This is a genomic window from Flavobacterium sp. (assembly GCF_036405015.1).
GTDB lineage: Bacteria > Bacteroidota > Bacteroidia > Flavobacteriales > Flavobacteriaceae > Flavobacterium.
The window spans coordinates 27,127-42,504 of record NZ_DASWYK010000062.1 but is presented as its reverse complement, the minus strand read 5'-3'; the positions used below and the strand labels follow the sequence as shown (position 1 = coordinate 42,504).

Below are 15,378 nucleotides of genomic sequence, written 5' to 3'. Positions count from 1 at the left end.
TCTTAATTACAAATAGGAGTTTAAAATAAGTAAATGTTTATTTTTTAAGGAGTAATTTTTTACTTTTTATAAAATATTTTGATAAAAAATGAAAATTTGTAATTTATTATGTTAATGTATTTTTTGTTTTGAGATATTGTTTGTTTTCCCTTTCAAATAAAGGTTTAACGAGGTTATACGGGTTAAAAATTATACAATAAATTTATTTAATACGCTGTGAATTACTGTCATTGCTGGGAAGTTTAACAGGATACCACAGGATACTGTGAAAAGTGCTTCTAAATAAATTTGGTTTTAACTGAATATCTAACCAAATTAAACTTTTATGAAAAACAATCTTAATCTTTTACTGATTATGATCTTATTCTTGTTTGCATACTCTTCAGGTTTTGCGCAAGAAAAAACGGTTACAGGAACCGTGACAGATCCAGCCAAATTGTCAATACCAGGAGTTAACGTAATTGTCAAGGGAACCAACAGGTCAACTAGCACAGATTTTGACGGTAAGTACTCCATTTCTGCCTCACCAGGAGAAACATTAATTTTCTCTTTTGTGGGATTTGTTAAGAAGGAAGTAAAATTAGGAGCTGCTGCCAATTACAATGTTTCGCTAGATGCTGAGAGTGCGAACCTAAACGAAGTTGTGGTAATTGGGTACGGAACCCAAAAGAAGAAACTTACTTCTGGAGCAATTTCAGGAATTAAAACAGAAACTTTTACAGAACGTCCAATTTCAAGAATTGATCAGGGACTAATTGGACAAGTAGCTGGAGTTCGTGTAAAACAAACTACAGGTTTACCTGGACAACCTTTCAGTATAGAGATTAGAGGAGCTGGTTCTATTACAGCAGGAAATGAACCTTTGTATGTTATTGACGGATTCCCGATTTACACTGAAGGATCAAACAGTAATGGAGGTTTTTCTAATGGAAGTCCACTAGACAACATGAATCCAAATGATGTAGCTTCGATTGAAGTTTTAAAAGATGCTTCAGCAGCTGCAATTTATGGTTCAAGAGCTTCAAACGGAGTTGTTATTATTACTACAAAAAAAGGTAAAACAGGAAAACCAAAATTCACTTTCAATACATATGGAGGAGTAAATAAAGAAGCCAACAGAGTAGATATGCTTTCTGCAGAAGGATGGATTAAACGTGCTAAAACGATGATTGATTCACAATGGGTTGGTTCTGGAATTGCAGGAGCATCGGCAAGTCAGACTACTGCTGAGAGAATTGCAGCTTACAATGCGGTAAACCCTTCGACTCCGCTTACAACATCCAATTCAAGGTATTTTACATACTTGTATGATGACAGATGGGATATGCCGGGACATCCTGGTCTAGATTATATTGATTGGCAGGATAAAGTTTTCCGTACAGGAGAATTCAGCAACTATCAATTAACTGCTTCAGGAGCTACAGAAGCTGTGAATTATTATGTTTCTGCCAATTATCAAAAAAATACAGGATATATCATTGGAACAGATTATTCTCTTTTTTCTGCAAGAGCAAATGTTGATGTAAAGTTGTCTGAAAACTTTAAAATGGGAATCAATTTAGCGCCTTCATACTCTATTAAAAATGATCCTGGCGTTGAAGGGAAAGACAATACTTTGTTTAAAGCGCTCACTGCAACTCCAGTTTTTGAAAGTGCTTCAAACGCTGCTGGAGAAAAATATACCACTCGTTATGCATGGGGATCTAGTACAACCAATATGCTGAATGCCTTAGCAAGAACAGGAAGAAATTCAATGTACAGAAATTTAATTTCAGGATATGCGAGTTATCAGTTTGCTAAAAATTTTACATTAAAAAGCACGATTAACTTTGATAACTCAGACAACGTAAATGAAAGTTATACGCCAAATGATGTTATTGCAAGTATCAGAGGAGCTTACAATACATACAGAAGACAGAATATTGTAAATGAAAATACGCTTACTTATGATAGAACTTTTGGAAACCACAGTTTTAATGTGCTTTTAGGAGAATCTTTCAATTCGTATGAAATTACAAGATCTACAATGTCTTCTGGAGCACTTTATAACAGTTCAAGTATAGAAACGCTTCCTGCGGGATCTATCGGTTCTACTACAGCTGAGAAAAATACATTGTTATCTTATTTTTCACGTCTTCAGTATAATTACAAAGAAAAATACATTTTTGCAGCTAGTATCAGACGTGACGGATCTTCAAAATTCGGTACTGACAGAAGATGGGGGACTTTTTCTTCTCTTTCATTAGGGTGGAGAGTGAAGCAAGAAGCTTTTCTTCAAGATGTGGATTGGTTAACCGAATTTAAATTAAGAGCTAGTACTGGTATAAACGGAAGTAATAACATTGGAAGTTATGCGCAGTATGCAACTCTTGGAACATACAACTACTCAATTGGAGGTGCAGTGGCAATTGGTCAAGGTGCAGCTTCTATTCCAAATCCTTCATTACACTGGGAAGAATCAAAAAGTATTGATTTTGGTTTGGATTTCGGATTTATTAAAAACAGACTTACTGGTACATTTGAGTTATACAGAAAAAATAATAGCGAATTGCTTTTAAGAGTTCCAGTTCCGGGAGATTCTGGTTTCCAGACTTATTTAACTAATATTGGAGAAGTACAGAATCAAGGATGGGAATTTGAGTTAAACTCTCTAAACGTTAAAACACCAAGTTTTGAATGGAGAACTTCTGCGAACATCAGCCATAATGAAAACAAAGTTTTGGCATTGGGACCAGATCAGTCTAAAATTGAAATCAGTAATTCATTTGATGGAGGTGTTCCGTTTGTAAAATTAGAAGTTGGAAAACCAATGTACACAATTTTCGGATTACAACAAAACGGAGTAGTAACTCAGGCGGATATTGACGCGGGAGGAACTACAATTGGAGGGAATAAATTAGTATTAGGAGATCCAAGATATGTGGATCAGAACGGAGACAAAAAAATCAATTCAGAAGACCGTGTGGATTTAGGTAATCCAACTCCAAAATATACTTGGGGAATCACGAACACTTTTAAATACAAAGATTTGGATTTGAATGTTTTGGTTCAAGGACAAAACGGAGGAACAGTTTATGGATTAACAGGACGTGCTATTGACCGTACGGGAATGGGATCTGTAGAAAATTCATTAAACGTTGATCCTGCTGTTAGAGGAAACTGGAGAACCTCTTTTGGTTATCAGGCAAACACAGACTGGTTATATAAATCAGATTATGTAAGTATTAGAAGTATTTCAATCGGATATAACTTAAGACAAGCGCTTAAAGGAATTTCAAGAATCGATAACGCAAGATTATATGTAACAGGAGAAAACTGGTTCTACTGGAATAAATATAAAGTAGGTTTTAATCCAGAAGCAGTAAACACTTCAGGAAGTTCAAACAGTGATTTTGCTGTTCCGGTTGACTATGGTGGAGCGCCTTTGGCAAAATCTTTAGTAATTGGGCTTAACATTAATTTTAATTAAAAGAAAATGAAAAAATATATCTTCATAGCAGCAAGCGCTTTATTGTTATTTGCACAATCATCTTGCACAGATGAACTGACACAGTTGCCTTTATCTCAGGGAACAATCGAAAACTTTTATGCAACTCCAGGCGATTTTGTACAAGCCAGAAATGCTACTTATTCTATAGCTTTTCACGGAACTACTGTTTATGGTTATGCCAACCGATTAATGAATTTAAGCGAAACCAGATCGGATAATTTGATGGCAACAACACAGGCATCAAGAGATTGGGAGGGGATTAACAGTTTTTATACTTCGATTAGTTCTAATACATATGTGAAAGAGGCTTATTTGACTAATTATAATGCGATTTATAAAGCCAATCAGTTATTAGAAAAAATTGCAGAAAAAGGAGATGTGATTTTCACCAATCCCGCTGATAAAACTTCAATGGCTGCAGAAGCTCGTTTTTTGAGAGCATTTTGTTATTTTGATTTAGTAAGATGGTTTGGCCGTGTTCCGTTAATTGATAAAACTTTAACGGCTCAGGAAGCAGCGAAAATTCCAAGAACTGCCGTTGCAGATGTTTACAAATTAATTATTTCAGACTTAGAACTGGCTATCCCAGATCTTGCCCCGTCTTATGATACTGCAAATTTTGGACGTGTTACTAAGTATGGTGCAAAAGCATTATTAGGTTTGGTTTATATGACACGTTCAAGTCCAACTTACGGAATTGATGGTTCAACATTAGGACTAAATGAATGGGACAAAGCATACAAAGAATTAAACGACATTAAGCTAAGTGGCTTATATGCTTTTGGAACAGATTACGATCCGATTTTTAAAACAGAAGGGAATGCTAATAAAGAAAATGTATTGGTAATTCCGTATACTCAGAACATTTCAACTCCAGTTGGAGGTAATTTTATGGTAGAATTAGGCTATGAACCTTATTTTGCTTCTTTAAACTTATCAGCACAAGGCTCTTTAGAAGCCAAACCAATTTCTAATGGATTTATGAGTTTGTTTGCGGCAACAGATAAAAGGAAAATTTTCGGAATTGCCACAAGTTATACTGTAGCTTCTGGAACTTATAAAGGTAGTTACACACTTCCAGTTTTTAAAAAATACATAGATGCAACAAGATACGGAAACGGTCGTGAAGACTGGGGAGTAGATTTTATGATTACTCGCTACACAGATGTATTGATGTTAATGGCTGAATGTACGCTTCACGGCGGTGGTGGTTCTCAAGCAGAAGTGGATGATATTGTAAACAAAGTAAGAACTAGAGCAGGAATTACAGCAAATGCTTCTAACATCACTTTGGATCAATTGTTTGCAGAAAGAAGAAAAGAGTTTTTTGCAGAAGGAACAAGATGGTTTGATTTAATAAGATCTGGTAAAGCGGTAACCATCATGAATGCTTGGAAAGCTGCTGAAGATACTGAAAACAAAATCAGAACTATTGATAACAATTCGTTGCTGTATCCAATTCCTTTAACAGAATTGCTTGCAGTTCCAGGATTGTATGATCAAAACCTTGGTTATGATTAGTGAATTTTGCCCCAGCATTATTTTTTGTTTTTGAAGAAGAAAATCGTCTCATTTGAGACGATTTTTTTTGGATTTAATCATCAAAAATGAACTTGTATTCTGGATAAAATAACAGATTTATTTTAAATAGTTTTTTAAAATATTGAAATCGCACTTATTTTACGTGTTAATTTATTTATGTTTAAAAAATTTTGATAAAAATTGCGACTATTTATATTTAAGTCTTTGTTTGTTTTGTTTTTGATATTTTTTTATTCGTTCCTTTAAAATCAAGGCTTGTAAGGATTTTATTGGTTAAAAAAAAGTTAATAAGTGTATTTAATACACTGTAAATTAAGGGTGTAGCAGGTAGGTTTAACAGGATACTACAGGACACTACGAAATTTACTTCTAAATAAATTTGATTAACTAATTATTTAACCAAATTTAACTTTTATGAAAAACAATTTGAATGTACTGCTGCTAATAGGCATGCTTGTATTATTTCATGCAACTGGCTATGCGCAGAACAAAGTAGTGAAAGGTACTGTCAAAGACGCTTCCGGATTACCGATTCCAGGAGTTAATGTACTTATTAAGGGAAGCCAGAACGGTGTAAGTACTGATCTGGATGGAAGTTATTCCATTAATGCGGCTTCAGGAGATGTTCTTACCTACAGTTTTATCGGTTTTAAAAAACAAGAAATTCCTGTTGGACAGGCAGCTGTTTACAATGTCGTATTGAAGGAAGACGACAACTCTTTGGAGGAGGTAGTCGTAGTAGGTTACGGAGTAAAAAAGAAAAAGGATCTTACAGGATCTATCGTAAGTGTAAATGCTGAAGATATTGCTTCAAGACCAGTTGTGAATGCGGTTCAGGCCATGCAGGGTAAAGCTGCCGGTGTAGATGTAGCATCTACAGAACGTCCAGGAACGGTTGGAGCTATTACCATTCGTGGTGCTCGATCTATTTCGGCATCAAATGCACCTCTTTACGTTGTAGATGGTATTCCTTTAAATTCAAGACTGGTAACCGATGCGACAACTGGTAAAATTAGTGTAGATCCTAATTCAGGAGGTATAGACTTTTTAAATCCTACTGATATTGAAACTATTGACGTTTTGAAAGATGCTTCTGCAACTGCTATTTACGGTTCTCGTGGTGCAAATGGAGTTATTATCGTAACAACGAAAAAAGGTAAAAACGGAAAATTTACTTTGAATTATGATACCTCATTAATGACCGAAACCATTCATGAAAATGCTCCAATGATGACTGCTGGTGAATATATTGAGTTTCGTCGTTGGGGAAGATATTATTCTAATCCATCAGCTTTTCCAAAGGGGGATGCTCCAAATATTGAAAATGACCGACTGATCTTTTTGGCTTCTGCCGATCCAGCAGCATGGGCAAATGTCGAAAAGGGATGGAGAGATGCCAATGGAAATCTTACTACAACTTGGGATGGATCTAAAGTAGCTACTACTGACTGGAGTAAATTTGTAACCAGAACAGGAAATACACAACAGCATACCCTCGCAGTTAGTGGCGGAACTGAAAAAATGAAAGGTTATGGTTCATTTGGATACTTAAATAATACAGGAACCCTGTTCGGACAAAGTTATGTACGTTACAGTGGTACTGCGAATGTTGATATTACTCCGACTAAATGGTTTTCAATGGGGGTAAGTCTTAATACAAGTTATGGTGTAAACGAATATGGGCAGTCTAATGTCGGAAGAACTGCTGTTACAAGTTCAACTGGAATTTATGCAACAGCAAGAACAAATCTTCCGTATGCAGTTCCTTACGACAGTAACGGAAACAGAATTGACAATCCAGGAGGAGATTCTACGATTAGAACTCCTGTTGACGAATATAAATTGTCTCAAGACCAACGTGTAACACTTCGTGCTTTTGGTAGCTTGTATGCTCAGTTTGATTTAGGAGCAATTTCGTCGAAATTAGACGGATTGAAATACCGTATCAATTTTGGACCAGATCTTACTTCTTACCGTGATGGAGTGTATTTGGATGGTAAATCGGCAATTCGTTCAGGAACAAGTTTTGCTTCATTGGCAAATGAAAAAACCATTTCATATACACTAGATAACTTGCTTTTGTATAACAAAACTTTTGGGAATCATACTATTGGTGGAACATTGTTGATGAGCCAGACCGAATATCATAACGAGAATAGTTCTATGTCTGCTAACGATATTAAAAATCCGGCAAACAAATGGAATGCTTTGAATCCTGCAAACGTTACTCTTGCTGGATATTCTTCAGGATTAGTAGATACTGGTTTATTGTCTTACATGGGAAGAATAAGTTATGGTTATACCGATAAATATTTGCTTACGGCTTCTGGTCGTTATGACGGAGCTTCGCAATTAGCTGCAAATAACAGATGGGCGTTTTTCCCTAGTGCATCTGCGGCATGGGTCATTAATAAGGAAAAATTCCTTGAAAATGTAAGCTGGCTTAATCAGTTAAAAATTAGAGTAGGTTATGGGGTTACTGGTAACGCAGCCGTTCCTGCATATGCTACTCAGCCACCACTAATTGGTATAGTGTATCCAACTGGATCGGGTGTGGTAAACAACACTTCGTTAGGAAATGTTGATTTAGGTTGGGAAAAAACAGCGCAGTTTAACTACGGTATAGATTTCTCAGTTTTCAGTAACAGAATTTCGGGAGCTTTGGATTATTTCACAAGTAAAACAACAGATTTATTACTTAAAAGTAGTGTTCCAACTACTGGTGGAGTTAAAGATACTTATAGAAATGTCGGAGAAACAGAAGGACAAGGTGTCGAGTTAACTTTAAATACTATAAATGTTGCAGCTAAAGATTTTGAATGGTCAACTAATCTTAGTGCTTCGTATCAGCAGAACAAAATTGTATCACTTCAAAATGGAAAGTTTGACGACATTAACAACAATTTGTTTATTGGAAATTCGCAAAATGTAATTTATGGTTTTGCGTCAAATGGAATCTGGAAACCTGAAGATGCTGCTGAAATGGCAAAATTTAATGCTGCTGCAGGTTCAAATATTTTTTCTTTTGGTAATGCTAGACCAGTTGATCAAAATGGCGATTATAAAATTGATGCTAATAATGACCGTGTTATTATTGGTTCTAAAGATCCTAAATATATTGTGGGTATGACCAATACTTTGACATACAAAAACGTAGATTTTTCAATTTTTGTTTACGGTCGTATGGGGTATTTATACGATACTTTAGGGGAGAATGAAGGAGCAAAAGGAAGTCAGAGACAAATCAATTATTATACAGATAATAATACAAATGCAGAATATCAGAAACCAATTTATTCTGCAGGAACTGGAGACCCTTATTACCCAGTACTAGGATACCGAAATGGTTCATTCTTAAAAATAAGAAACATTTCTCTTGGGTATCGTTTTGATAAGGAGTTTGTACAGAAATTAGGTCTTGCAAAGCTGAGATTGTACTGCCAGGCTAATAATTTAGGGATGATTTTTACTAAAGTGAAGTGGACTGATTTAGATACACAAACAACTGCTTCAAACCGTGGTATGACTTTAGGACTGAATGTCGAATTTTAAAATAATTCAAAAAGACAACATTATGAAAAATTATAAAAAAAGATATATTAATTTGATGCTGCTTGCCACTTTGGCTTTAAGCACTTCGTGTAATAAAGATTTTCTTGACGAAGAACTGACTACTGCATATAATAAAGATTATTATAAAACCGAAGCAGGAATTCAGGCTTTGGCGATTGGAACAACTTATCAGGTTTTGGCAGCCGAATTTGTAGGTGAAGTGCCTCTTGCGGTTTCAGAATCAGGTACAGATGAGTTCCATGCTGGAGGTGACCCTTCAAACTGGATTTGGAATTCCTATTCTTCAGGTTTCAAAGCTTTTGTTACAGTTAATAATGCTAATACTGTTGCTGCAAATACCAATTGGGATAACTTATATATTGGAGTTGGAAATGCAAATCAACTTATTGAAGCCGCTACTGATATTGTATCAACTAATGACGCTATTAAGAAAACAGCATTGGGAGAAGGATATTTTTTGAGAGCTTTTAGTTATTTGAAATTAGTAAGCCAGTACGGGGCAGTACCTTTAAATCTGAAAACAAGTGCAACAGTTCAGTTAGAGTTTACAAGAGCAACGCCACAGGAAGTTTTAACTCAAGTAATTGAAGATTTTACACAAGCTTATAATTTACTTTCTAATGCGGGAGCTCCTGCAAAAATAACGAAAGATGCAGCAGCACATTATTTGGCAAAAGCCTATTTGTTTCGTGCGAGTGAAATTAATGACTCTTGGAATTCTGCAACTAAAACAGCCGATTTGCAACAGGTAGTAACTTTATCTGATGAGGTTATTTCGCATCATCCGTTGGCACCAAATTTTGATAATTTATGGAATTATACTATTGCTGATGGAGCAAATGAAAAACTTGGAGAGCTAATATTATCTGCTCAGTTTAATAATAGTACTTTGACGACAGGAGGGAATCAGCAACATTTGTATTTCCTTTCTACTTATGACCAATTACCACAAATGAGACGTAACCTTGCTGGAGGAAGACCATTTAGCCGTTTGGCGCCTACTTATTTTGTGTATGATGTTTTTGATCATGTAAACGATTCGCGTTTTTGGAAAAGTTTTCAAACAAAAAGTATAGTCAATAATGCATCGGGAGCTATTTATAAAAATGGTGACTTAGGAATTATGTATGTGGTAAACAATGCTTCTGATACCCGATTTGCAAAAACTAAAAATACAGATGCTATTATTTATTCCAAAACAGGAAAAACAATTCCGAGTGTTTATGTAGCTTATGCAGCAGATAAAGTAGGTTTAATGGCCGATGTTAGATTTCCATCTTTAAGCAAGTATATGGACGGAAACAGAATAGATTTGAGTAATATTAAAGGATCTCGTGATATCATATTGGCTCGTTCTGCAGAAACGTATTTGATGGCTGCCGAAGCAAAAATACGTTTAGCAAAAGCAGGATCAGCATCCTTTGCAGATGCTTTGCCTTATATTAATGCTGTTCGTACCCGCGCTGCTTATAAAACAGGCGAGAATCGTTCGGCTTATGTAGACGGATCTGCAGCATGGACAACTTCTGGACAGGCCGGAATTCCAATTTCTTATATCCCTGAAAATTCCTATTACGAATCTAATAATATTGCTGTTACTACCAATGCTACCAGCTTGACTATAGCAAGTGTATCTGCACTTCCGGCTGAAGATATGGCGGTAATTACAAAATTAGGTTACGGATCAGATTATGATAGAATGTTGTGTTTGGTTCTAAACGAGCGTACAAGAGAACTTTGTGGTGAGTTTCATCGTTGGCAGGATTTGAGCAGAACTAAGACTTTGGTAGCAAGAGCCAAAGCTTATAATATTGAGGCATCGCCAAATATTCAAGATTATCATACTTTACGTCCAATTCCGCAGACTTTTCTTGATGGGGTTTATTCAAGTGGAAAACCTTTGTCTGCCGAACAGAAAACGGAAATGCAGAATCCAGGATATTAATATTCTATTGTTGAGTTAAACAAGATTCGATAAGTTCAGGTTGTTATTAGTAATTTTTTCTAAAACCGTCTTTTAGGAGACGGTTTTTTTATAAGTATCAAATTTGACTAACATACTTAGAGCTTTATTGTTGCTAAACTGTAATTACAGGAAAGAACAGGATACCGATATCGTTATAGTGATTTATCTTTAGAAAATTAAGATTAAAATTATTGAATCAATGATTTGTAGAAATATTTTTTTTGCATTATTTATTTTTTTAGGAATAAAATTAACAGTTAATGCGCAGGTAAAATTGCCAGCATTAGTTGGTGATAACATGGTTTTGCAGCAGAATTCAAAAGTGAATTTATGGGGATGGGCAGCTCCAAATGAAAAGATTATGATCTCTTTAGGATGGCAAAACATTCCTGTTGAAACAGTAGCAAATCCTGAAGGAAATTGGAAAATTGCTGTAGAAACGCCAAAAGGAAGCGAAAAGCCTTATGATATTATAATTAAAGCTTCTAATGACATTATTTTAAAAAATATTCTGATTGGTGAAGTTTGGGTTTGTTCAGGCCAATCCAATATGTATTTTCCTGTTGGAAAAGAAGAGGGAACATGGAAAACGGGAGTTAAAAATTATGAAGAAGAAATCCAAAACGCCAATTTTCCATCCATAAGATTGTTTACAGTATTAACGAAAGCTTCTCAAAAACCACTCGATGATGTAACAGGAAAATGGGCAGAATGTTCACCATCTACAATCAAAACTTTCTCGGCAGTTGCTTATTTTTTTGGTAGGGATCTATACCAGAATTTAAAAGTTCCAATTGGATTAATTTCGACTTCTTGGGGAGGTACAAAAGCTGAAGCTTGGACTTCTCAGTCTGTTTTAGAGCAAAACACAGATTTTATTCCAATTTTGGAACAAGATGCAAAAAATGAAAAAATATTTCAAGAAAAGTTGGAAACATATTATGCTGATTTAAAGAATGAAAGACTAGCGAATAACAATAATCCCTCATTTAAAAGTCAACTTAAAAAGCCTAAAAAAGAAGAAAATAAAACGTCGTATGTATTATACAATGCGATGCTTCATCCTTTGATTAATTATACCATAAAAGGTGTTATTTGGTATCAGGGCGAAAGTAATGCAGAAAAAGCATTTTTGTACAGAAGTCTTTTTCCTGCAATGGTAAAAAATTGGAGGAGCGACTGGAATCAGGGAGATTTCCCTTTTTATTATGTTCAGATTGCACCACATAAAGGTCAAAATCCAGATATTAGAGAAGCACAATTAATGGCTTCAAAATCAATATCAAATTCAGGTATGGTGGTAACAACAGATGTTGGAAATGCAACAAATATCCACCCGATTGATAAGCAAACAGTTGGTTATCGTCTGGCTTTAATTGCAAAAGCAAAAACATACGGATATAAAAACCTGATTTATTCAGGTCCAACTTACAATCACATGACGGCCAAAAAACATTCAATAGAATTATTTTTTGATGATGTACAGAATGGATTTAAAAAAAGCAAAGAAGATTTAAAGGAATTTGAAATAGCAGGGAAAGATCAGGTATTTTATCCTGCATCAGCAAAAATCAAAGGAAAACAATTCTAGTTTCTTCTACACAGGTAAAAGAACCAGTTGCGGTACGTTTTGCATGGAAAGCGGTTCCAGAGCCTAATTTATTCAACACAGAAAACTTGCCAGCATCACCTTTTAGAACAGATGATTGGGAAAGTAAAGCAAATAATAATCAAAGTAAATAATCTGCAAAATCTGCGAGAGCAATTTTTAAATAAAGTGGAATGAAACTAAACTCAAAATATCTTTTCTTAAACTTTGTTGTTGTATTTTTCAGCATAACATTGAATGCGCAAGAAGAAGCAAAAAAAGACTTGAAGCATATTGCGCCAAAACCACTTTACCGAGATCCAATTTTTGACGGAGCAGCCGATCCAACCATTATATGGAACGAAAAAGAAAAAAAATGGTTTATGTTTTATACCAATAGAAGAGCAAAAGATTCAACCGCAAAAGGAATTACTTGGGTACATGGAACAAAAATTGGCGTGGCAACATCCATTGATGGTGCAAAATGGATTTATAAAGATACTTGTTCAATAAATTACAAACTAAAAGACGTAACCTATTGGGCGCCTGATGTTATAAAATACAAGAACAAATATCATATGTATTTAACGATTGTTCCCGGAATCTTTAATGATTGGTATCATCCACGTTCAATCATTCATCTGACAAGTTCTGATTTAATGAATTGGAAATTTGAATCGGAACTAAAACTCGCGTCTGATCGATGTATTGATGCATCTGTTTTCAGACTCCCAAACGGAACTTGGAGAATGTTTTATAACAATGAAAATGATGGAAAATCGATTTATTATGCCGACAGTAAAGATTTATACAACTGGAAAGACAGCGGAACAAAAATTATAAAAGACCGTGGTGAAGGGCCAAAAGTTTTTGTATGGAAAGGAAAAAACTGGATGATTTCTGATTCTTGGAGAGGTCTGAATGTGTATTCATCAGAAGATTTTTTAAACTGGAATCGTCAGGAAAAGAACATTCTTCAAACTCCAGGAACTGGCGAAGACGACAAGGTGATTGGTGGTCATCCCGACATCATTGTGAGTGAGGATAAAGCTTATATTTTCTATTTCACACATCCAGGAAGAACTCCCGAAAACAAAGGAGTTGACAATTATGAAACCAAAAGAAGTTCTATACAAGTTGCAGAACTTGAATACAATAACGGAGAAATTAGCTGTAATCGTGACAAATCAGTTCAAATCAATTTAAAACATTAAAAAATGGAAAATAAAAGTACCATTCGGAATGCTTTCAAAATGAAATTAAAACCGGGTTTTGAAGCAGAATATAAAAAAAGACATGACGAAATCTGGCCTGAATTATCGGCTCTACTTTCAGAAACAGGAATACAGGATTACAGTATTTTTTTAGATGAAGAAACACTAACTCTTTTCGCAGTACAGAAAATAAGCCCTGATTTTGATGAAAAATACCTGCCAAATCATCCAATCGTAAAAAAATGGTGGGCATATATGGCAGATATAATGGATACAAATCCAGATAATTCACCCATAGCTATTTCTTTAAAAGAGGTTTTTTATTTGGAATAAATAATTAATTTAAAGAACTTACTACGCAGATAAATAGTTAATTACCATGTTTTTTATTTGAAAGTATAAGGTAAATAACGACTATCTTTTTTACTAACTAAAACTAACAGTAACCATGAATTATAAACTAACCACAATAACTTTATTGTCTTTTGGAGTATTTTATACAGCCGAAGCTCAAAAAACAGATGCAACTGCTCCATTACATTTAATGCAGCCGGATTATCCTACGCCTTATGTTATTCCGAAAAAAGAAGATATAAAGGTAGTATTGGATCGTGTCTATAACTTTTTGGATAAAAACTCAGCTTCAAAAATTATTGATGCCAATACTAAAGCTGAAATAACAAATTACAAAAAAGGAAATCAAGATATTGTTTTTGAGCCGGGTGCGTTTAGACTAACCAGTTATGAATGGGGAGTGACTTATGCAGGAATGCTTTTAGCTTCTAAAGCAACGGGCGAAAAATATTTTGCAGACTATTCGAATAAAAGAATTCAGTTGATAGCAGATATTGCTCAAAATTATAACGAAAAGAATATCAAGGATAAAGACATGCTTAAAACACTTCATCCTGAGGCATTAGATTTTGCAGGAGCTTTGTGTGCGGCATTCATCAAAGCAAAAAAAGAAGGCTTAAAAGCCAATATTGATCCTTTGGTAAACAATTATATTGACTTCATCAGCAACAAGCAATTCAGATTAAAAGACGGAACTTTAGCAAGAAACAGACCGCAGGACAATACGCTTTGGCTGGACGATATGTTTATGAGCGTACCAGCTTTGGCGCAAATGGCTAGTTATACCGGAAATACAAAATATTTTGACGATGCCGTAAAACAGGTAAATCAGTTTTCAGAAAGAATGTTCAATAACCAAAGAGGAATTTATATGCACGGCTGGGTCGAATCTATGCAAGTTCATCCTCAGTTTCATTGGGCAAGAGCCAATGGTTGGGCGGTTATGACAATGGTTGAATTATTAGAAGTTCTTCCGAAAACGCATCCTGGTTATCCGCAGGTTTTGGCACAATTGCAAAAACATATCGCGGGATTGGTTCAATATCAGGATGGAACTGGATTTTGGCATCAATTATTGGATCGAAATGATTCTTACTTAGAGACTTCTGCAACAGCTATTTACGCTTATTCAATCGCAAGAGCAATTAATCGCGGTTATGTGGATAAAATGACATATGCTCCCGCAGTTTTATTGGCGTGGAATGCAGTTGCAACAAAAGTAAATGACAAAGGTCAGGTAGAAGGAACCTGCGTTGGTACTGGAATGGGCTTTGATCCCGCATTTTATTACTATCGTCCAATAAATGTTTTTGCAGCTCATGGTTATGGTCCAGTTTTATTGGCTGGATCTGAAGTCATTTTGCTTTTGAAAGACAGTCAGTTTCAAATAAACGATAGCGCAATACAATTAAAAATTGAGGGAAAAGATAATTTGCATAAATAAAAGCCTTTTGAATTAAGAGTATAATTTTTAATCTCGAAAAGTCGCAGAATCGCAAAGTTTTTTAAAATTTGATTTGAATTACCTCCAGCTTTAGCTGGAGGTATAAAGATCTTGATTCTTAGGCTTTAGCCAAATAAACTTTGGGACTTTGCAACTTTGCGAGATTAATGCCAATCAAAAAAACTTAGTGTCTTCGAGTCTTTGCGG

At 35.1% G+C, this 15,378-nt stretch carries 8 protein-coding genes; all 8 read left to right on the top strand.

Features of this window, described 5'->3' with window-relative positions:
• Positions 1–325: 325 nt before the first annotated feature.
• The 8 genes from VGE71_RS05035 to VGE71_RS05000 all read left to right on the top strand — a co-directional run bounded on the left by VGE71_RS05035 (position 326) and on the right by VGE71_RS05000 (position 15,171).
• Entirely contained in the window at positions 326–3,469 is a 3,144-nt protein-coding gene (locus VGE71_RS05035) for a TonB-dependent receptor (RefSeq protein WP_331137318.1), read from the top strand.
• A 6-nt stretch (positions 3,470–3,475) separates the two neighbouring features.
• Positions 3,476–5,011, top strand: a complete 1,536-nt coding sequence (locus tag VGE71_RS05030; RefSeq protein ID WP_331137317.1) for a RagB/SusD family nutrient uptake outer membrane protein — start codon at positions 3,476–3,478, stop codon at positions 5,009–5,011.
• Positions 5,012–5,446: 435 nt separating this feature from the next.
• Entirely contained in the window at positions 5,447–8,584 is a 3,138-nt protein-coding gene (locus VGE71_RS05025) for a TonB-dependent receptor (RefSeq protein WP_331137316.1), read from the top strand.
• 22 nt (positions 8,585–8,606) lie between these two features.
• A complete protein-coding gene (locus VGE71_RS05020) occupies positions 8,607–10,550 on the top strand; it encodes a RagB/SusD family nutrient uptake outer membrane protein (protein ID WP_331137315.1) in 1,944 nt (647 codons plus the stop codon).
• A 220-nt stretch (positions 10,551–10,770) separates the two neighbouring features.
• Positions 10,771–12,162, top strand: coding sequence for a sialate O-acetylesterase (locus VGE71_RS05015; protein WP_331137314.1), 1,392 nt, complete (start codon positions 10,771–10,773; stop codon positions 12,160–12,162).
• 191 nt (positions 12,163–12,353) lie between these two features.
• Entirely contained in the window at positions 12,354–13,373 is a 1,020-nt protein-coding gene (locus tag VGE71_RS05010; protein ID WP_331137313.1) for a family 43 glycosylhydrolase, read from the top strand.
• Between the two features lie 3 nt (positions 13,374–13,376).
• Positions 13,377–13,706, top strand: coding sequence for an L-rhamnose mutarotase (rhaM, locus tag VGE71_RS05005; RefSeq protein ID WP_331137312.1), 330 nt, complete (start codon positions 13,377–13,379; stop codon positions 13,704–13,706).
• A gap of 115 nt (positions 13,707–13,821) precedes the next feature.
• A complete protein-coding gene (locus VGE71_RS05000; protein WP_331137311.1) occupies positions 13,822–15,171 on the top strand; it encodes a glycoside hydrolase family 88 protein in 1,350 nt (449 codons plus the stop codon).
• Positions 15,172–15,378 lie beyond the last annotated feature (207 nt).